This window comes from Pseudonocardia parietis, assembly GCF_017876315.1.
Classification (GTDB): domain Bacteria; phylum Actinomycetota; class Actinomycetes; order Mycobacteriales; family Pseudonocardiaceae; genus Pseudonocardia; species Pseudonocardia parietis.
This window is the reverse complement of the sequence record NZ_JAGINU010000001.1, coordinates 5,408,414-5,427,954: the sequence shown is the minus strand read 5'-3', so window position 1 is coordinate 5,427,954 and position 19,541 is coordinate 5,408,414. Positions and strand designations below refer to the sequence as shown.

Annotated in this window: 19 protein-coding genes; 7 read left to right on the top strand and 12 right to left on the bottom strand. The window is 74.0% G+C overall.

Annotation, left to right across the window (positions count from 1 at the left end; translation table 11 throughout):
- Nucleotides 1-13: 13 nt before the first annotated feature.
- The 3 genes from JOF36_RS25430 to JOF36_RS25420 all read right to left on the bottom strand — a co-directional run bounded on the left by JOF36_RS25430 (nt 14) and on the right by JOF36_RS25420 (nt 1,406).
- Nucleotides 14-424 (bottom strand): DUF5313 family protein, encoded by a 411-nt coding sequence (locus tag JOF36_RS25430; RefSeq protein ID WP_245350973.1) that lies wholly within the window; start codon nt 422-424, stop codon nt 14-16.
- A gap of 20 nt (nt 425-444) precedes the next feature.
- Nucleotides 445-1,110, bottom strand: a complete 666-nt coding sequence (locus JOF36_RS25425) for a DUF1990 family protein (protein WP_307862590.1) — start codon at nt 1,108-1,110, stop codon at nt 445-447.
- 65 nt (nt 1,111-1,175) lie between these two features.
- Nucleotides 1,176-1,406 (bottom strand): hypothetical protein, encoded by a 231-nt coding sequence (locus tag JOF36_RS25420; protein WP_210031474.1) that lies wholly within the window; start codon nt 1,404-1,406, stop codon nt 1,176-1,178.
- Between the two features lie 247 nt (nt 1,407-1,653).
- Between JOF36_RS25420 and JOF36_RS25415 the strand changes: the two genes are divergently transcribed.
- From JOF36_RS25415 to JOF36_RS25405, 3 genes are all read left to right on the top strand, one after another.
- A complete protein-coding gene (locus tag JOF36_RS25415) occupies nt 1,654-2,985 on the top strand; it encodes an MFS transporter (RefSeq protein ID WP_210031471.1) in 1,332 nt (443 codons plus the stop codon).
- On the top strand, nt 2,982-4,364 hold the full coding sequence (locus JOF36_RS25410; protein ID WP_210031469.1) for an LLM class flavin-dependent oxidoreductase: 1,383 nt from the start codon (nt 2,982-2,984) through the stop codon (nt 4,362-4,364). Before JOF36_RS25415 ends, JOF36_RS25410 begins: the two co-directional genes overlap by 4 nt.
- Before the next feature lie 218 nt (nt 4,365-4,582).
- Nucleotides 4,583-5,947, top strand: a complete 1,365-nt coding sequence (locus JOF36_RS25405; RefSeq protein WP_210031467.1) for a phosphodiester glycosidase family protein — start codon at nt 4,583-4,585, stop codon at nt 5,945-5,947.
- Between the two features lie 15 nt (nt 5,948-5,962).
- Here the strand turns inward: JOF36_RS25405 and JOF36_RS25400 are convergent, their stop codons facing one another.
- The 4 genes from JOF36_RS25400 to JOF36_RS25385 form a co-directional block, all read right to left on the bottom strand.
- Nucleotides 5,963-6,571: a TetR/AcrR family transcriptional regulator gene (locus tag JOF36_RS25400; protein WP_210031465.1), complete on the bottom strand. Its 609-nt coding sequence runs from the start codon at nt 6,569-6,571 to the stop codon at nt 5,963-5,965.
- An 83-nt stretch (nt 6,572-6,654) separates the two neighbouring features.
- Nucleotides 6,655-7,689, bottom strand: a complete 1,035-nt coding sequence (locus JOF36_RS25395; protein ID WP_210031463.1) for a PDR/VanB family oxidoreductase — start codon at nt 7,687-7,689, stop codon at nt 6,655-6,657.
- Nucleotides 7,686-8,597 (bottom strand): metal-dependent hydrolase, encoded by a 912-nt coding sequence (locus tag JOF36_RS25390; protein ID WP_210031461.1) that lies wholly within the window; start codon nt 8,595-8,597, stop codon nt 7,686-7,688. The genes JOF36_RS25395 and JOF36_RS25390 overlap by 4 nt, the downstream gene beginning before the upstream one ends.
- Nucleotides 8,594-10,423 (bottom strand): SDR family oxidoreductase, encoded by a 1,830-nt coding sequence (locus tag JOF36_RS25385; RefSeq protein ID WP_307862589.1) that lies wholly within the window; start codon nt 10,421-10,423, stop codon nt 8,594-8,596. The genes JOF36_RS25390 and JOF36_RS25385 overlap by 4 nt, the downstream gene beginning before the upstream one ends.
- Before the next feature lie 109 nt (nt 10,424-10,532).
- Here JOF36_RS25385 and JOF36_RS25380 point away from each other — a divergent pair, with 109 nt between their 5' ends.
- Together JOF36_RS25380 and JOF36_RS25375 are read left to right on the top strand one after the other, a co-directional pair.
- Nucleotides 10,533-11,423 (top strand): alpha/beta fold hydrolase, encoded by an 891-nt coding sequence (locus JOF36_RS25380; protein WP_210031459.1) that lies wholly within the window; start codon nt 10,533-10,535, stop codon nt 11,421-11,423.
- Nucleotides 11,424-11,432: 9 nt separating this feature from the next.
- Nucleotides 11,433-12,221: a crotonase/enoyl-CoA hydratase family protein gene (locus JOF36_RS25375; protein WP_210031457.1), complete on the top strand. Its 789-nt coding sequence runs from the start codon at nt 11,433-11,435 to the stop codon at nt 12,219-12,221.
- 24 nt (nt 12,222-12,245) lie between these two features.
- Here JOF36_RS25375 and JOF36_RS25370 read toward each other — a convergent pair whose 3' ends face one another.
- From JOF36_RS25370 to JOF36_RS25355, 4 genes are all read right to left on the bottom strand, one after another.
- Nucleotides 12,246-12,731 carry a GNAT family N-acetyltransferase gene (locus JOF36_RS25370; protein ID WP_210031455.1) on the bottom strand — a complete coding sequence of 162 codons (486 nt, stop codon included), beginning with the start codon at nt 12,729-12,731 and terminating at the stop codon, nt 12,246-12,248.
- Between the two features lie 4 nt (nt 12,732-12,735).
- Complete coding sequence (locus JOF36_RS25365) at nt 12,736-13,362, bottom strand: IMPACT family protein (protein WP_210031454.1); 627 nt, start codon at nt 13,360-13,362, stop codon at nt 12,736-12,738.
- Nucleotides 13,363-13,672: 310 nt separating this feature from the next.
- Nucleotides 13,673-13,942: a hypothetical protein gene (locus JOF36_RS25360; protein WP_210031452.1), complete on the bottom strand. Its 270-nt coding sequence runs from the start codon at nt 13,940-13,942 to the stop codon at nt 13,673-13,675.
- Between the two features lie 14 nt (nt 13,943-13,956).
- Complete coding sequence (locus JOF36_RS25355) at nt 13,957-15,642, bottom strand: sodium:solute symporter family protein (RefSeq protein ID WP_210031450.1); 1,686 nt, start codon at nt 15,640-15,642, stop codon at nt 13,957-13,959.
- A gap of 318 nt (nt 15,643-15,960) precedes the next feature.
- On the opposite strand from JOF36_RS25355, the gene JOF36_RS25350 reads away from it, so the two are divergent.
- Both JOF36_RS25350 and galT read left to right on the top strand, forming a co-directional pair.
- Nucleotides 15,961-16,755, top strand: coding sequence for a DeoR/GlpR family DNA-binding transcription regulator (locus JOF36_RS25350; protein WP_210031448.1), 795 nt, complete (start codon nt 15,961-15,963; stop codon nt 16,753-16,755).
- Nucleotides 16,756-16,763: 8 nt separating this feature from the next.
- Nucleotides 16,764-17,846, top strand: a complete 1,083-nt coding sequence (galT, locus tag JOF36_RS25345) for a galactose-1-phosphate uridylyltransferase (RefSeq protein ID WP_372447463.1) — start codon at nt 16,764-16,766, stop codon at nt 17,844-17,846.
- 76 nt (nt 17,847-17,922) lie between these two features.
- Here galT and JOF36_RS39400 read toward each other — a convergent pair whose 3' ends face one another.
- Nucleotides 17,923-19,149 (bottom strand): C40 family peptidase, encoded by a 1,227-nt coding sequence (locus JOF36_RS39400; RefSeq protein ID WP_245350972.1) that lies wholly within the window; start codon nt 19,147-19,149, stop codon nt 17,923-17,925.
- Nucleotides 19,150-19,541 lie beyond the last annotated feature (392 nt).

Below are 19,541 nucleotides of genomic sequence, written 5' to 3'. Positions count from 1 at the left end.
GCGCAGGCTCGAGTCAGCCGGCGCGGTCGTCCCGGTCGCGCCGGTCGCGGTGGATCTCGTCGTAGCGCATCCGGGCGTCGACGTGCTGCTCGGCCCGGCGCGCCTCCCGGGTCGCCGCGGCAGCCCCGACGGGGTAACCGGCCTTCATCACCCGTGTCTCCGACGCCTCGACCACGTAGACGAACGAGTAGAAGTAGCCGATGACGGCACCGGCGGTGATCGCGCCGAGCCGCACCCAGGGCGGCCCCGGGACGACCAGGTAGAGCAGCACGAGCAGCGGGATCAGCTGCACCGTCGTCCGGGCGAGATGGCGCAGCCACCAGGTACGGCAGGTGACGTCGTGCAGCACCCAGGTGTGGTGCCGCTCGGGCAATCGGGCGCCGAAGGCGTAGGCCAGCCAGCGCAACGGGTTCGGGCGAGTCATGTCGGTCTCCATCTCCCGGTTCATGCCCCCGGGTGGCGGACCAGCACCGCGACGGCGTCGGTCCAGTGCCGCGGGCTGTCCTGCGGCGCGGCGGCGATCCCGTCCGGCCCGGGCACCGGTTCCGGAAGGGGCCGCCCGGCCCGCGCCGCGCCGACGAGGTCACGGACCCGCTGACCTGCCCGATGGTAGAACTCCAGCTGCACCCCGCGCCCGAACAGGGCGAACCCGAGCCGGTAGACCGGGTTCGGGATGCGGGCCGGCCGGGAGTACGCGCGGATCACGAACTCCACCTGGCCGGACGCGAGGTCCTTCACCACCTCGTAGGTGAGCCGGCCCTGCTCGAGGTGTCCTCGCAGCGTGTCGTAGGTCCAGCCCCAGACCCGGGTGCCGTCGCGGACCTCGTCGACGACCGCGGTGACCCGCACCCCCAGGTGGAAGCGCAGCACACCGAACCGCCCCTCGAGGAGCATGTCGCGGCCGATCAGCTCGTCGTCGGGCCGGAAGAAGCCGCGGAGCCGTTCGTGGTCGGTGAACTGGTAGTCGCGCAGCACCGCGCAGGCGCGCTCCCAGTCCCCGCCCGGGACCGGGTCGCCCGGCGGCTCGGTGCCGACGAGGGCGCGCCCGTGGTCGACGTGCCAGCCCGGCGTGCCGGTCGCGGCCGGTGCCTCGGCGGGGTCGAAGTTCACCGGCAGCCCGGTGAGCCGGGTGAGGTCGGTGGCGCGGTGCGCCCCGGACGGGCGAGCGTGCCGGCTCAGGACCGCCCACCCCTCTCCTCGCGTCGCACCGACTCGCCGATCACCCAGAGCAGCGACGGCCACAACCCGACGAAGAGCGCCCGGCGCTCGGCGTTCCCCCGCTCGTCCTGGTCGACCGTCTTGGCGCGCAGCCACAGCCCGATCGACAGGCCCACCGAACCCGCCGAGAGCCACTGGAACTGTGCTCCCCGCAGCCCGGCCCGGCGCAGAACCCCACCCACCGTCATGACCGGGGCTTCCCCGCTCGCGGGCGACCTACACCCGTGCGGCGACGGCGGTGGCGCGTTTCCGATCACTCTCCGTTGCGCAGGACAGTGCCGGTCTGATCGGCTGTGCGGCGTGGAGGGCACGGAGCTGACCCGCCGGCGGTGGTTGGACCACGGCCGGCTGTCGTCGCACGCCTGTCGCTGACCCAGCCCCGGTCACCATCCACACCGGACCGTCTCCGGTCCGCCCACCCCAGGCAGGTCACCCGTGTCCAGCACGTCCACCGCCGCGCGCCCCGGTGCCACCCCGCGCCGCGCCGCCGTCGCCAGCCTGATCGGCACCACCATCGAGTGGTACGACTTCTACCTCTACGCGACCGCCGCGGCACTGGTGTTCGGCCCGCTGTTCTTCTCCGACGTCGACCCGGCGACCGGGGTGCTGGCGTCGTTCGCCACCTATGCCGCCGGGTTCGGTGCCCGGCCGATCGGCGCGGTCGTCGCGGGCCACCTCGGTGACCGGATCGGCCGGCGCGCCGTGCTCGTCGGGTCGCTGGTCCTGATGGGGGCCGCGACGACGCTGATCGGCCTGCTGCCCACCTACCCGACGGCGGGACTGTTCGCGCCGCTGCTGTTGGTCGTCCTGCGGCTGCTGCAGGGGCTGGCGGTCGGCGCCGAGTGGGCGGGCGCGGTCCTGATGGCCGTCGAGCACGCCGAGACCGAGACCAGGCGCGGCCTGTACGGCAGCTTCCCGCAGATCGGCTCGTCGGCCGGAATGCTGCTCGCGTCCGGGGTGTACGCCTCGGTGCTCGGGATCGCCGGGAAGGAGGCGTTCCTCGCCGGTGCCTGGCGGATCCCGTTCCTGCTCAGCTTCGTCCTGGTGGTCGTCGGCCTGGCGATCCGGTTGACGCTGACCGACCCGGCCGTGTTCACCGCGGCCCGCGAGGCGGGCACGCTGGCCCGCCGCCCCGTGGTGGAGGTGCTGCGCACCGAATGGCGCACGGTGCTGCTGACGATCGGTACCCGGATCGCGCAGAACTCGGTCTACATCCTCGCGACGACGTTCGCGCTGACCTACCTCGCGCAGGGTCCCGACGCCTCCGAGGGAGCCGGGCTGACCGCCGTCATCGTCGCCTCCGCGATCGGGCTGTTCTCGACACCGCTGTGGGCGATCCTGTCCGACCGGGTCGGCCGCAAACCCGTCTACCTGGTCGGTGCGATCGGGGCCCCGCTGTTCCTCGGGGTGTTCTTCCTGCTGCTCGACACCGGCTCGACCGCGCTGATCATCGTCGCGATGGTGGTACTGGTGAACCTGTTCCACGACGCCATGTACGGTCCGCAGGCCGCCTGGTACAGCGAGCTGTTCGACACCCGCGTCCGCTACAGCGGCGCCTCGCTCGGCTACCAGATCGGGTCCGTGATCGGCGGGACGACGCCGCTGGTCGCGACCGCGCTGTTGCTGGCCGGGGACGGGCGGCCCTGGCTGATCTGGGGATACTTCGTCCTGCTGTTCGCCATCACGATCACGTGCACCGTGCTGTCCCGGGAGACCCACCGGACCGGCCTGCGCCGCACCCCCGACCGGGAGGAAGTCGCCGCATGACCCGCCGTATCCTGCTCAACGCCTTCGACATGGGCTGCGTCGGGCACCAGTCCGCCGGGCTGTGGCGCCACCCGTCGGACGAGGGGCACCGCTACACCGACCTGGAGCACTGGACGTCGCTGGCCCGGATGCTGGAGGACGGCGGATTCGACGCGCTGTTCCTGGCCGACGTGCTCGGGGTCTACGACGTGTACGGCGGCTCCCGTGACGCGGCCGTCCGGGCCGCCGCGCAGGTGCCGATGGTCGATCCGCTGCTGCTGGTCCCGGCGATGGCCGGGGTGACCTCGCGGCTCGGGTTCGGGGTGACCGTCTCGGTCGCCTACGAGCACCCGTACGCGCTGGCGCGCAGGTTCGCGACCCTCGACCACCTCACCCGGGGCCGGGTGGCGTGGAACGTCGTCACGTCCTACCTGGACTCCGCGGCACGCAACCTCGGCCGGTCCGGGCAGATCCCGCACGACGACCGCTACGAGCTCGCCGAGGAGTTCCTGGAGGTCTGCTACAAGCTGTGGGAGGGCTCCTGGACCGACGACGCCGTCGTCCGCGACAGGGCGACCGGGGTCTTCACCGATCCGGCCGAGGTCCACGACATCGGGCACCACGGGCGCTGGTTCGACGTGCCCGGCCCGTTCCTGTCCGCGCCGTCGCCGCAGCGCACCCCGGTGATCTTCCAGGCAGGCGCGTCGCCGCGCGGGGCCCGGTTCGCCGGGACGCACGCCGAGGCCGTGTTCGTGTCGGGCCCGTCGCCCGCGGTGGTGCGCCGCTCGGTGGACGCGGTCCGGCTCGAGGCGGAGAAGGCGGGCCGCGACCCGCGGTCGGTGAAGATCTTCGCGATGCTGACCGCGATCGCCGGGGAGTCCGACGAGGCCGCGCGGGCGACCCTCGAGGAGTACCTGGCACTGACCGACCCGCAGGCCGCGCTGGCGCTGTTCGGCGGGTGGTCCGGTGTGGACCTCGCGGGGGCGTCGCCGGAGGAGAAGCTCGAGTACGTGCAGACCGACGCGACGCGCTCGGCGCTGGCGTCGTTCACCGGGCCGGACCGGGACTGGACGGTCGGCGAGCTCGCCGAGTTCGTCACGGTCGGCGGGCGGGGACCGGTCGTCGTCGGATCCGGGTCGACGGTCGCCGACGAGCTGGAACGCTGGGCCGACGAGGCGGACCTGGACGGGTTCAACCTCGCCTACGCGGTGACGCCGGGGACGATGGCCGACGTCGTCACCCACGTGGTGCCGGAACTGCGCCGGCGCGGACGGGTCCCCGGCCAGGACGACGCCGCCGGGGCCACCCTGCGCGAGCGCTACGGCACCGGCGACGGCGCCCGCCTCGCGTCCGACCACCCCGCGGCCGGGTACCGCGCGCTGCGAGCGGGCCGCCCCTGACCATGATCCGCGTCCTGGGAGCCGGGGCGGCGCGGGCCGCACCCGGGACTCCCGAAACGCGGATCATGAACGTGCGGCGGTGACTGCGCTCGCGCCGCGCCACGGGTAGGCGACCCACGACCTGGTGAATCCGGCGTTCCCGGGCCGGGCCCGGCGGCCCGCACCCCCGCTTCCGTGATCATGTCGGCCCCGGTTGGTCGTCGACCGGGGGAGCAGTCATGGCGGGACGGGTGCACGGGCGGAGCGCGGCGCTGCTGGGCGCGGCCGTCGTCTGCGCGCTGGTCCCGTCCTCCGTCGGCGGTGGGCCGGCCACCGTCGCGTCCTCCGGTGATCTCGCCGCGCACGCCGGCGTCGCCGGTGGGTCCGGTGGGTCCGGGTCAGCGCAGAATGCCGTCGCCGCGACGAGCGGGGACCGAGCCGGGGCCGGGGGTGCCGCGGGGCCCGTGCGGGGTGCCGCCCGCGGCGCCCTTCCGGCGCCCGAGGTCTCGAGCGGCACCCTCACGGCACCCGGAGCCCGGGACTCCGCGGCGCAGCGGGCACCGGCCGTCACCCACCGCGAGGAGCGGATCGCCACCCCGGCGGGACCGGTGACCACCGACGTCGTGGTGGCCGACCTGCGCCGGTCGAGCATCCGCGCCACGCTGCTCACCGGAGCGAGCGTGGGGGAGCGGGCGACCGTGCCGGTGCACGCCGAGCGGGGCGGCACGGTCGCCGCCGTCAACGGCGACTTCTTCGATCTCGCGCGCAGCAACGCACCCGCCGGGCCGTCGGTCCGGGACGGCAGGATGCTCACCTCCGCGGTCCCGCCCGGGCGGCGGCTCGCACCGGCGGTCCCCGGCAGCGAGCCCGGGGACGCCCTCACGATCGACGCCGGCGGCACCCCCCGGCTGGACCGGCTCACCCTCGTGGCGTCGGCCGTCGGGCCCGGGGGCACGTTGCCGATCCGCTCGCTCAACGCCTACGCGGTCCCGGTCGGCGGCATCGGGCTGTTCACCGCCGACTGGAACGGCGACCGGGCCGCGGCCCTGTGCGGCAGCGACACCGACCGGGACGCCCCGTGCGCGCCGGACCGGGTCGAGGTCGTGGTCCGCGACGACCGGGTCACCGCCGTCCGCCCGCCCGGCAGCGGCCCGATCCCCGCGGGCGAGCAGATCCTCGCCGGCCGCGACGAGGGTGCGGCCGCGCTGCGCGGGCTCGCCGTCGGCGACCGGGTCACGGTCCGGCAGCGGGTCACCACCGGGTCCGGTGCGGAGGCCGAGACCGCGGTCGGCGGCAGCCCGGTCCTGCGCGACGGCGCCCCCGTCCCCGGCCTCGACACGGCGTCCCGCGACCCGCGCAGCGCCGCCGGCGTCACCGAGGACGGACGCCTGGTGCTGCTCACCGCCGACGGCCGCGACTCCACCAGTGCCGGCCTCACCCTCGCGGAGACCGCCGAGCAGCTGCGCCGGGCCGGCGCCGTCGACGGCGTCAACCTCGACGGCGGCGGCTCCTCGACGCTGGTGTACCGCGGTCAGGTGGTGAACCGCCCGTCCGAGGACGCCCAGCGGCCGGTCCCGAACGCCATCGGGATCGTCGAGGGCTGAGCCGGCGCCGGCCGCTCAGGAGGAGCGGCCGAGGGTCACCGCCAGCATCGCGAAGAGCTGCTCCACCAGCCAGTCCCGCAGCTCGCCGCGATCGGGTTCACGGCCCGCCTCCAGCCAGGACAGCGCCGACCCCTCGACGAGCGCGACCCATCCGCGCAGCGTCATCAGCTGCAGCGGCGTGGGGTCCGGCACCCCGCCGCGCACGCACAGCAGATCCACCATGTGGTCCCGGACCCCGTCGACGAGCGCGTCGGTCGCCCCGGTCGAGACCACCGAGCCGCTGCGCAGCAGGGCCACGTAGGCGCGGGCGTGCCGTTCGACCACGTCGAGGAACACGTCCAGCACCGCTGCCAGCTGCGCGTTCAGCGGTCCGTCGCCGGAGAGCGCTATCCGCGACACGAGCTCGTCGACGATGGTGCCCAGCGCCGCGACCTGCAGCTCCTCGACCCCGGAGAAGTACCGGTAGAACAGGGCCCGCGAGACGTCGGCGGCACGCGTGACGTCCTCGACCCCGACGTCCTCCGGGGACAGCCGGCCGTAGAGATCCAGCGCCGCGGACACCAGCTGGGCCCGCCGTGCCTGCGGCGTCATCCGCCGCGGTGATCGTGCCGGTGAGGAGGTCATCACCACCGAGCGTACGGGCCCGCTCCGCTGCGACATCGCCCTGTTCGTCGCCGGTGAGCTGAGCCGGGACAAGGGAGCGAGCATCAGCGACCGAGGTCCACCGTGACCCCATCGCCCTCCGCCCGGCCGACGCACAGCGCGGTGCGGCCGGGGCCTGCCGGATCGGGGCGGGTGGGGTCGATCGTCGTCGTCCCCGCGACCAGCCGGACGTGGCAGGTCCCGCAGAACCCCTGCCGGCACGAGTACGGCACCTCCGGGCGTATTTCGCGGACCGCGTCGAGCGCGGACCGGTCCGCGGGCACGGTGACCTCCGGGCCGCCCACGATCCGCACGGTGAACGGCCGCCCGTCGCGGATCGGCGGTGGGGAGAACCGCTCGGAGTGGAACCGCTGCGCTGCCGGCAGCGCGCGGCGCACCGCCTCGATCATCGGGGGTGGCCCGCAGCAGTAGACCGCCGCATCGGCGTCCACACCGGACAGCAGCTGCTCGGGGCGGGGGACGCCGCCGTCGTCCGGGCGGCGCACCACCCGGTCCGGGGCGAGCGCGGCCAGCTCGCCGGAGAGCGGCATCGACGCCAGGTCGCGTCCGGTGTGGACGAGCCGCCACGGCAGGCCGGCCGCGTGCGCCGCGCGCACCATCGGCGCGATCGGGGTGATCCCGATGCCGCCGGCCAGGAACAGGTAGGACGGCGCCGTGGCCAGCGGGAACGCGTTGCGCGGACCGCGCAGCCGCAACCGTGCCCCGGGGGTCAGCGCGTGCACCTCGGCCGATCCGGCACCGCCCGGCACCGCGCGCACCGCGATCCGGTACGCCGAGCGGTCCGCCGGGTCGCCGCACAGCGAGTACTGACGGAGCAGACCGGAGGGGAGCTCGACGTCGACGTGCGCGCCCGGGCCCCACCCGGGCAGCGGTGCCGATGTGATCGGGACGAGGTCGAGCACGGCGACGTCCGGGCACGGCCGCCGCACCGCACGCACCTCGACCTGCAGCGTCCGCTCCACCGGCCCGGCCGGGCGGCGTCGCCGGCCGCTGCGGACCGCCATCCGCTGGCTGACGGTGGTGATCGCCGCGAGCGCCGTCGCGGCGGGGTTCGGGTACGGCGGGGGTGCTGTACTCATGCTGTGTCCTCGCGACCGTCCCCGCGACCGTCGGCGCGCCGGGCGGCGGGCGACACGGCCAGGTAGGCGATGGCGGCGTCGGTGTCGCCGTGGCGTGCCGGGTGGAACCGGGGGTTCAGGTAGGTCAGCACCGCTCTCGCGAACACCCACGGCCCGGGCACCAGCCCGCGCCGGGCCGCGCGCACGTAGTCCCGCAGGCGGGTCCGGCGCTGCGGCGTCCCACGCAGCTGCGGGTCCCGCGCACACAGCTGCGCGGTGCCGTCCGTCCAGAGCTTGGCCAGCGCAGGCCCGCCGACCAGCATGGCCCGGACCCGGCGCAGGTACCGGCCGTCGAGATGGGTGTACAGGTCGTGCGCGACGCTGCGGTGCTCGACCTCCTCCGCGCCGTGCCAGCGCAGCATGTCCAGCATCTCGGCGTCCGCGCCCGCCGCGTCGAGCTCGGGGGAGTGCAGGATCCAGTCGCCCAGCACCGCCGTGAAGTGCTCGACCGCCGCGATCAGCCCGACCCGCTCGACCAGCCACTCCCGGGCTTCGGCACCGGTCAGCCCACGCTCGCCCAGCAGCTCGCTGAAGATCCACTCGACCTGCTCGACGAACCGGGAGACGTCCACGCCGGCGTCGAGCAGGTGGTCCAGCGCTCCCTGGTGCGAGGCCGCGTGCATCGCCTCCTGCCCGATGAAGCCGCGGACGTCCTCCGCGAGGGCCTCGTCGTGCACCATGGGCAGTACCTGGGAGAACACCTCGACGAACCAGCGCTCGCCCTCGGGGAGCAGCAGGTGCAGCACGTCGATGACGTGGGAGGCGAACGGCTCGCCGGGGATCCAGTCGGTGCGCAGGCCGGCGAAGTCGAACCGGACGTCGCGGGCCTGCAGGACGACCCGGTCGTCGTCCGGGCGGGTGGTACTCACGGGCGGTGCTCCTTTCGGACGGTTGCGTAGCGGGTGCCGCCGAAGCGGGGCCCGCCGTCGAGGCGGGCGACGGCGCGCAGCAGGCCGGGGGACAGCCGGGACGCCAGCAGCGCGGCGTGGGACTCGGCGGTCACCGGGGCCAGTGGCAGGTTCTTCTCCACCGCCCGGACCAGGCGCGCCGCGACCCGCTCCGGGGTGTAGCCGCGACGGGCGTAGGCGGCGGCGGCGGCACGGCGGCGAGCGTCCTGCTCCGCATCGTCGGCGCCCGCGAACCGGGCGCTGGTGGTGATCGGGGTGTTCACGAGTCCCGGGCACAGCGCGGTGACGCCGATGCCCTCGCCTGCCAGCTCGGCGCGCAGGCACTCGGACAGCATCAGCACCGCGGCCTTCGTCGTCGCGTACGCCGGCAGCGCACGCGACGGCAGGTAGGCCGCGGCCGAGGCGACGTTCACCAGGTGCCCGCCCTCGCCGTGCTCGGTGAGCAGCGCACCGAAGTGCCGGCACCCGTGGACGACGCCCCACAGGTTGACGTCGACGATCCGCTGCCACTGCTCGAGCGTGGTGTCGGCGAACGGCCCGGCGACGGCGATCCCGGCGTTGTTGACGACGAGGTCCGGCACCCCCTGCTCGGCAGCGACCCGGGCGGCCAGCTCGGCGACGGCGGTGTCGTCGGCGACGTCGACCCGCCGCGCGACCGCGCGCCCGGCCCCGTGCCGGCGCTCGATCAGCTCGACGGTCTGCGCGGTGCCGTCCTCCGACAGGTCCGCGACGACGACGCGCGTCCCGCGGTCCGCGAGGGCCCGCGCCGTCGCCCGGCCGATCCCGCTCCCCGCCCCGGTGACGACGGCGAGGCCCCCGTCCCAGCGCACGGCGCCGGTCCGGCGCCCCCGTGCGGCGACCAGTGCGGCGCCCCGGGCCCGGGCCCGGGTCAGCGCGGGAGCAGGGGCGTGCCCGCCGGTCTCCGCCCCGCCGGTCTCCGCGACGATCTCGCGCACGCAGCGGGCGATCACCGCGGGCCGATGCCGCACGATCCAGTGCCCGCCGGGCAGGTACCGCACGCGCAGGTCCGGGGCGAACTCCGCGGCGGAGGTGGCGAGCGCCGGGGTCACGTAGGCGTCCCCGCGCGGCACCAGGACCTGCACCGGCACGCCCGTCCGGCGCGGCTGCGGCCGGCCCAGCCGCCGTGGCAGGTTGCGCCGGTACAGCTCGAGCCCGTTCACGGCGTCGCGTACCGAGGGGCGTCCGATGCCCTCCTTGCGGGAGACCAACGCGCCGAGCGCGCCGCTGCGCACGGCGAGCTCGGGCAGCACCGGGAGCCGGAAGGCGAGCGCGTACCAGGAGTGCGCCGCCTGGGAGAGCACGGAGCGCAGGTCGCGGGGGCCGCGCCGGCGCAGGAACAGCCCCACGTGGTCGAGACTCGGCCCGGAGATCGACGTGAACGACGCGACCCGGCCGTCGAGCCCGTGCCCGGTCACCGCGTGCCAGGTCTGGATCGCGCCCCAGTCGTGGGCGATCAGGTGCACCGGGGCGTCGGGGGAGACGGCGTCGCACACCGCGCGCAGGTCGGCGGCGAGCAGCTCCAGGTCGTAGCCCGCCCGGCCGGCCGGGGCGTCCGAGCCGCCGTGCCCGCGGACGTCGTAGCTCACCACGTGGTGGTCGACGGCGAGCAACTCGGCGACGCCGTCCCAGACGTGCCGGTCGTCCGGATAGCCGTGCACGGCGACGACCGTCGGGCGGGAGGCATCGCCCCGCTCGGCGACGGCGAGCTGGAGCCCGTCGGGGGTGGCGACCGTCCTGGTGCGCTCTGCCACGTCACTGTGAGACACCCCGTCATCATAGAAAACGTGTCAACAAGGCGCTAGCCCGCCCGGATCGTGGATCGGCGGGGACGGGGTACGTTCGCCGGGTCCTCGTCCTCGGTGAACGGAGCCGTGCGTGTCCGAGCAGCCGCCCAGCTGGTTCACGACGGCGCTCGCCGCGCCGTGCGACACCGGCCGCGCCGATGCCGACGGCGTGTCGATCGCCTACCGGACCTGGGGCGAGCCCGGCGGCCCGGGCGTCCTGCTGGTGCACGGCGGCGCCGCGCACGGCCGCTGGTGGGACCACGTCGCCCCGCTCCTGGTCGAGGGCGCCCGCCGGGTCGTCGCCGTCGACCTGTCCGGGCACGGTGACTCCGGTCGAGCACCGTCCTACGACCTGGACCGCTGGGCCGCCGAGCTCAAGGTGGTGATCGGCCACGCCGGTCTCGGTGAGCGGCCGACGCTGATCGGGCACAGCATGGGCGGCTTCGTGACGCTCGCCGCCGCCCTGCGCTACGGCGAGGAGCTGGCCGGTGCGGTCGCCGTCGACTCGCCGGTGCGGGAGCGGTCCCCGGAGGAGCTCGCCGCCCGCCAGCAACGGGCGTTCGGGCCGGCGCGGGTGCATGCCGACCGGGAGGCCCTGCTCGCCCGGTTCCGCACCGTGCCCGAGCAGCGGGGCGACCTGCCGTACGTGCACCGGTACATCGCCGAGCACAGCATCCGCCCGGTCGAGGGCGGCTGGAGCTGGAAGTTCGACCCGAGGATCTTCGGAGGGATCGGCCTGACGCCCGGTGACCTCGGGCGCCCCGGTTGCCGGATCGCGCTGTTCCGGGCCGAGCACGGTCTCGTCCCGGCCGACATGGGCGAGATGGTGGTGGACCGGATGGGTCGTGCCGCACCCGTCGTCGAGATCCCCGGCGCCGGGCACCACGTCATGGTCGACCAGCCGCTGGCTCTGGTCACCGCGTTGCGCACGCTGCTCGCCGACTGGGAGCACTCGGTGCCGGTGGCCGCTCCGGCGTTCTAAAGTGGGATCATGACAGAGCAGTCAGACCTGACCGTTTCCGAGTCCGAGGTGCTGGTCGAGCGCCGCAACGGTGTCCAGCTGATCACCATCAACCGCCCGCGGGCGAAGAACGCGATCAACGAGAACGTCGCGAAGGCGGTCGCCGCGGCCGTCGACGAGCTGGACGCCGACGACGAGCTGCGCGCCGGCGTCCTCGCGGGTGCGGGCGGGGCGTTCTCCGCGGGCATGGACCTGAAGGCCTTCCTCAAGGGGGAGCAGCCCTCGATCCCCGGCCGCGGGCTCTGCGGCATCACCCAGGTGCCGCCGCGCAAGCCGATGATCGCCGCGGTCGAGGGGTGGGCGCTGGCCGGTGGGTTCGAGCTCATGCTGGCCTGCGACCTGGTCGTGGCCGGCCGGGGCGCCCGGTTCGGGGTGCCCGAGGTGAAGCGGTCGCTGGTCGCGGCGGCCGGCGGTGCGCTGGAGCTGGCCAACCGGGTGCCGCGCGCGCTCGCGCTGGAGATGCTGCTGACCGGGGACCCGATCGACGCCGCCCGGGCCGAGGCGGCCGGGCTGGTCAACCGGATCGTCGACGACGGCGGCGCGATCGACGCGGCGTGCGAGCTGGCCGCGCGGATCGCAGCCAACGGTCCGCTCGGTGTCGCCGCCTCGAAGCGGATCGTGCTGGAGAGCCCCGGCTGGGGTGCGGATCGCTGGGAGCGGCACAACGAGATCACCACCCCGGTGCTGACCTCGCAGGACGCCCGGGAGGGCGCCACCGCGTTCGCCGAGAAGCGCGACCCGGTCTGGAAGGGGCGCTGACCCACAGCGCTGACTCACGCCGGCTCACAGGTGGGTGTGCATCACGTGCAGGCCGGTCCGCGTGCCGTCGGGGAGGGTGAAGGCGTCCGGCACGATCCCGATGGTCCGGAAACCGAGTGAGTGCCAGAGCGCGACCGCCCGGGTGTTGGTCTCGACGACGGCGTTGAACTGCATCGCCGCGTAGCCGGCGGAGCGGGCGAGGTCGAGCACGTGCTCGCCGAGTGCCCGTCCGGTGCCGCGCCCGGCGCGGGTGGGATCGACCGCGAAGCTCGCCGTGGCGACGTGCGCGCCGGGGCCGGGCTGGTTCGGGCCGGTCTTCGCGGTGCCCACGATCTCGCCGCCGTCGACGGCCACCACGACCCGGCCGGGCGGCGGGAGCATCCACATCGCGCGGGCCGACGCCTCCCCGGCGTCGAGCGGCACGGTGTAGGTGCGGCCCTCGGCGAAGATCGGGCGCAGCACCGCCCAGATCGCCGGCCAGTCGTCGTCGGTCGCCTCGCGGATCTCCACCTGGTCAGGGTAGGTACAGGTCGCGCGGGCCGGCGTCGAGGGCGTCGACGGAACCGCCGGTGTGTGCGGCGAGCCAGTCCGTGAAGCCGGCCAGGCCGGTCTCCGCGACCGCGACGGTGAAGGTCACGTCGGCGCCGTGCTCGACCTCGTGCAGCCGGTACGGCGAGTGCCGCAGGTCGTGCTCCAATCGTCCGGCCCGGTCGTGCGGCGCGGCGAGGAGCAGCTCGCGGTGCCGGACCCGGCGCAACGTCCCGACGGTGTCGAGGGTCTCGGACAGCACGCCGGAGTACGCGCGGACCAGGCCGCCGGCACCGAGCTTGGTGCCACCGAACCAGCGCGAGACGACGGCGACGACGTCGGTCAGGTCGCGGCGCGACAGCACCTCCAGCATCGGGACGCCCGCGGTACCGGACGGTTCGCCGTCGTCGTTGGACCGTGCGGTGAGGCCGCCGGTCTCCGGGTCGCCGAGCCGCAGTGCCGTGCCGTGGTGGGTCGCGTCCGGGCCGGCGCGGCGGACCTTCTCGATCACGGCGGAGGCCGCGTCGATGCCGGGCACCCGGGCCACGGTGCACCGGAACCGGGACCGCGCGATCTCGATCTCGTGCTCGCCGTCTCCGGCGATCACCCGCACGGCGGCACCTCGTCGCAGGTCACATCGTGACCCGGCTCCCCATCGACGGCGCTCCGGGATCGATTCAGTGCAGACTGGACGTGTCCGGTGAGGAGGCCGTCCGCCCCACCCGGCCCGACGCCCCCTCCTCGCAGTACTCCGATGAAGGGAACTCCACCCATGAGCGCCACCTTCCGCACCCTGCGCTCCGGCCTCGGCCGGATCGCCCGCCGGATCGACGCCTACACCCTGCAGGCGTTCAACCCGGTCTACCCGACGCCGGCGAACCGGGGGCGCTGACCCCGGCCCGCCGGCTGCGGGCGGGGAGCGGTCAGTCCTGCTCGTCGACGACCGTGGGGATCTTCAGCGGCCGCAGCCGCACCCACAGCACGAAGAGCGCGCCGAGCACCAGCATGCCGATGCCGGTGTGCAGGTTCAGGTTGGTCCCGCCGGTCTTGGCCAGGTTCTCGGGATCGTTCCCGGAGACCAGGCCCATGATCACCAGCACGATGCCGTAGACCCCGAACAGCAGGGCGATCACCGAACGCAGGTCGAACAGGCTGGTCGCCGTGGTCGATACCGGGGTGTTCTTCTCGGTCATCTCTGCGCTCCTGCTCAGCCGGTCACGATGTAGAGGATGACGGTCAGGGCGAGTACGGCGACAGCGAGCACCGCGGGCGAGCGGTACCAGCCCGCGTCGTCACCCTCGGTGGAGTGCGTGCGCGCCGCCTTCGGGGTGAGGCTCCAGACCAGCCCGGCCAGTTCGGCCTCCGGCCGTGGTGCGGTCACCATCGAGACCGCTCCGGCGACCCCGACACCGACGACGAACGCGGCGATCGCCCCGACGAAGCTGCCTGCCTGGTTGGACATCTCGAGGACCTCGAACCGCACCAGGACGTCCACCGCGATCGCGGCGGCGGTACCCGACAGCAGGCCGATCCAGGCCGACGGCCCGGTCATCCGCTTCCAGAACAGGCCGAGGATGAAGATCGCGAACAGCGGCGCGTTGAAGAAGCTGAACAGCGACTGGATGTAGTCCATCAGGTTCTGGGAGCCGGACGCGATGAACGCGGTACCGATCGCCAGCACACAGCCGATGATCGTCACCAGCCGGCCGACCTGCAGGTAGTAGCCGTCGTCGCGGCCGGGGCGGACCCAGTCCTGCCAGATGTCGTAGGTGAACACGGTGTTGAACGAGCTGATGTTCGCCGCCATACCGGCCATGAACGCGGCGAGCAGGCCGGCGATCGCGACGCCGAGGATGCCGTTCGGCAGGACCTCCTTCATCAGCAGCGACAGCGCGTTGTTGTAGGTGATGCCGTCGACCGACTCGCCGCCACCCGCCTTGAGGGCGGTGATCTGCGGGATCAGGATCCCGGCGATCATGCCGGGGGTCACGATGACCAGCACGACCAGCGCCTTCGGGAACGCGCCGATGAGCGGCGTGCGCCGGGCGGCCGACATGCTCTTGGCCGAGAGCGCCCGCTGCACCTCGGCGAAGTTCGTGGTCCAGTACCCGAAGGAGAGCACGAAGCCGAGACCGAACACGATGCCCAGTACCGACAGGAACGGGTTCTCGATCTCGGTCAGCGAGGTTCCCGGCCACGCGTTGAGATCGGCCCCGCCGCTGGGGCCCTCGGTGACCGCCCGGGTCAGGCCGTCCCAGCCGCCGATCCGGTTGAGCCCGGCCACGGTCAGCGGGATGAGCAGCGCGAGGATCACGAAGAACTGCAGTACCTCGGTGTAGATCGCCGCGGAGAGGCCGCCGAGGGTGATGTAGCCGAGGACGACGACGGCCGCGACCGGCACCGCCACGTACAGCGGCCAGCCGAGCAGCGCCTCCAGGACGAGCCCGAGCGAGAACAGGTTGACGCCGGCGATCAGGATCGAGGCCACGGCGAAGATCACGGCCTGCACCCGCTGGGTGGTCTGGTTGAACCGCTTGAGCAGGAACTCCGGGACGCTGCGCGCCTGCGAACCGTAGTAGAACGGCATCATCACGATGCCGAGGAACACCATCGCCGGGATCGCGCCGAGCCAGTAGTAGTGCACCGTCGGTATGCCGAACTGGGCACCGTTGGCCACCATGCCGATGAGCTCGATCGCGCCGAGGTTGGCCGAGATGAACGCCAGGCCGGTGATCCAGGCCGGCAACGAGCGGCCGGACAGCAGGAAGTCCAGGCTGGACGAGACCGAGCGCCGTGCCGCGTAGCCGATGCCGAGTACCAGGGTGAAGTAGAAGGCGACCAGCAGGTAGTCGACGATGTTCGCATCCAGGCGGAGAATCTCCTGGGACGTCATGCCGCGGCCTCCCGTCGGCCCTGCGCGACCCGCCCCGGGGTCGTCTCGCGGTGATCCATTCGGAAGCTCCTCGCCGTCGAGTCCGCCTGTCTGCTGTCGGCCCGGGTGCGTCGTGTGGCTTTCGTGCTGCACAGGCCAGCGCACAAGGTAAACCGAAGTCGGACAGAAGTGAACACGTTCGCGCGAATTCGATATCGTGCGGTGACCTTGCCCGGCGCCTGACGAGCAGATACGGCCCGGTTGGCCCGAGCTTGCAGATCGTTCGGTTTTGTTGCATTGTGTTCGGGTGACGTCGACCTGCCGCCCGGATGCCGCGCCATGAGCCTGCTCGCCGAGCAGCGGCGCGAGGTCATCGTGGAGCGGGTGCGGTCGCACGGGGCGGTCCGGGTGTCCGAGCTGGCCGACCATCTCGGCGTGTCCGAGATGACGGTGCGCCGCGACCTCGACGTCCTCGCCCGCAGGCGCCTGGTGGACAAGGTGCACGGCGGGGCGACGGCGATCGGCGAGCACACCACGGAGGAGCCGGGGTTCTCGGCGAAGTCCGTCCGGGAGCTCGAGGAGAAGGACGCGATCGCCGCCGAGGCCGCCACGCTGGTCACCCCCGGGTCGGCCGTCGGCCTCTCCGCGGGTACGACGACGTGGCGGCTCGCGCACCGGCTGGCGAAGATCGCGCGGCTGACCGTGGTCACGAACTCGCTCGCCGTCGCCGAGGCACTGCACACCGGTGGCGCCGAGGCCCGCGGGTCGACGGTGATCCTCACCGGTGGGGTGCGCACGCCGTCGGAGGCGCTGGTCGGGCCGGTCGCGATCGCCGCGCTGCGCTCGCTGAACCTGGAGATCGTGTTCCTCGGCGTGCACGGCATGAGCGCCGCCGCCGGGTTCTCGACACCGAACCTGACCGAGCGCGACACCAACCGCGCGCTGGTCGACGCGGGTCAGCAGCTCGTCGTCGTCGCCGACCACACGAAGTGGGGGACGGTCGGCATCTCGACCATCGCCGAACTGAACGAGGCGGACGTCCTGGTCACCGACGCCGGACTCGCCGACGCCGACCGCGCGGTCCTCGAGGGCGAGGTGGACCGCGTGGTCGTCGTCCGCCCCGGAAGGCAGTGATGGAGACGGTGCGCAAGCTCTCGACGCGGATGGCCGACGGCCGGGAGATCCTCTGGTTCGACGGTCCCGGGCACCCGCCGCGCGATCCCGCCGATCTCGTCGACCGGCGTGACCTGCCCGCGGTGACGCCGGCCTCCCAGCTCCGGTACGACGCGCTGGCCGGCGAGTGGGTCACGATCGCGGCGCACCGCCAGGACCGGACCTACCAGCCGCCTGCCGACCAGTGCCCGCTGTGCCCGAGCCGGGACGGCAGGCTCACCGAGATCCCGGCGCCCGGCTACGAGGTCGTGGCGTTCGAGAACCGGTTCCCGTCGTTCGGGTCGGCTCCGGGCGCACCGCCCCCGGAGACGGGTCCGGACGCCCCGGTCGCCGCCGCCGGACGCTGCGAGGTCGTGTGCTTCACCGACGACCACGCGACGCCGTTCTCCCGGCTCCCCCCGGAGCGGGTCCGGCTGGTGCTCGAGGCCTGGGCCGACCGGACCGCGGACCTGGGCGCCCGGCCGGGCGTGCGGTACGTGTTCCCGTTCGAGAACCGGGGCGCCGAGATCGGGGTGACGCTGTCGCACCCGCACGGCCAGATCTACGCGTACCCCTACGTGCCGCCGTTCCCGCAGCGGATGCTGGCGCACGTCGCGGCGCACCGTGCGGCCACGGGGGAGAACCTGTTCGACGTGGCGCTGGCCGCCGAGCGGGCGGGGGAGCGGGTCGTCGTCGCCGGCGAGCACTGGACGGCGTTCGTGCCGGAGGCCGCACGCTGGCCGGTCGAGGTGCACCTCTACCCGCACCGGCCGACGCCGGACCTGCCCGCGCTGGACGAGGAGCAGCGGGCCGAGTTCCCGCGGATCTACCTGGACGTCCTGCGTCGCCTCGACGCGCTCTACGACGACGAGCTGCCCTACGTGGCCGGCTGGAACCAGGCCCCGGTCCGGGAGTCCGACGGCCGCGCCGACGCCCGGTTGCACCTGCGCCTGCACTCGATCCGCCGGGCCCCCGGGAAGATCAAGTACCTGGCGGGCTCGGAGTCCGGGGCGGGTGCGTTCATCTCGGACGTGCTGCCGGAGGCGGTGGCGGCGCGGCTGCGCGGTCTCTGACCGCGCCCGGACGTGCGTCGAGGCCGGGCCCCTCCCCAGGGGCCCGGCCTCGAACGTTCTGCGTGCCCGGGTCGGCTCAGACCCGGGTCGCGCTGTTGAACGGCATGGCGTCCACATCGGAGTACTTGACCGGCTCGCCGCTGGTCGACGCGTGCAGGATCTTGCCGTTGCCCGCGTAGATGCCCACGTGGCTGACCGGGGAGTAGAAGAACACCAGGTCGCCGGGCTTGAGGTCGCTCTTGGACACCGACTCGCCGTCCGCCTGGGCCTGCGCACTGGAGGTGCGCGGCAGGTCCACGCCGATCTGCTCGAACGCCCAGACCATGAGGCCGGAGCAGTCGAACGCGCTCGGGCCGGTGGCGCCCCACTGGTACGGCGTGCCGAGCTTGGACTCGGCCGCCGCGAGGGCCTGCAGCCCGTTCGCGGAGCCGCTGAAGTCGGTGACCGGGTCGCCCGCGACCTCGCCGGAGCCCGCTCCGTCGCGCGCGCTCGAGCCGGCCTCCTGGGCCCGCTCGCGTGCCTCGTCGGCGCGCTTCTGCGCCTCCTCCTGGTGGGCGACCGCGGCGATGCGGGCGGCGTCGGCCTGCTCGAACGCCTGCGGGACCGCGGCGGTGACCTGCTCCAGACCGGCGCTGAGCGACGTCGCGGCCTCGCTGGTGCCCGCGCCGCCCTGCTCGGAGCCGGCGGCGGGCACCGACAGCTTCATCGTGGCCTCGTTGTTCACCCCGGCCAGGTCGACTCCGGAGGCCTGCTCGTCGGGGGCCTGGTCCGGGGCGCCGAGGCTGGTCACGACGCCCATCACGGCGGTGGCGCCGACCAGCGTCGCCGACACGGTGGCGGCGATCGCGCGCGGCCGGGTGCCGAACGGGCCGGTCTCGGAGGTGCCCTGGATGAGGCCGATCGCGGACCGCGCGGTGACGCCCGCCGGGACGTCGCGGGTCACGACGGTGTCGTCGGTCCCGGCGCCGATCACGGGCAGCCCGGTCGGGGAGGTGTCGAGCCGCTCGGACGGGGTGCCGAGCTGCTCGTACGTGGTGCCGAGCTGCTCGGACGCAGTGTCGATCTGCTCGATCGCCGGGCCGTGGGCGTCGGTGCCGCTCGCACGGGCGGCGCGGCGGCCGCCGGAGGCGGGGGTGTCGAAGCCGGCCTCGCTGAAGCGGGCGAGCAGGTCGGCCGCGGAGATGCCGGAGGCCGCGTCGCGGTCGCGACGACGACGGGGTACCTCGGTGCCGGTGAGGTCGGTGCCGGTGGAGTCGGTGCCGGTGACGTCGGGGGTGTCGGCCGGATGCAGTGCAGTGGTCATGCGTGGTTCCTCGCCGCCACGGGCACATCGGCTCTCGGGGAAGAGCCGGACGTGTGTCCGCCCCGCCACGTGCTGGGTGGGCGCCAGGGGGAGAGTCGGCGGGCGGGGAGCTGACGGCCGACCAGGCGCACCAGCCGACATCTCGCCGACCAGCACGAGGGACCGTAACCGCTCCGTGACTCACCCGCCCGGAGGCTCGACGGTGTCTGCGACGAACGGGCGGTCCGGCGCGATTCCCGCGCGAATCCGCCGCCGAACGGTGCGCACGCTGCGCCGTTCGAGTCATCCGGTCGCTCCGTTGCGGTGAGCGGTCTTAGCAGAAGGGTGCGGCGGTGGTGGGCGAGCGGTATGGGTGGTTCTGCCACGATCGTGGGGCCACCACCATCACCACC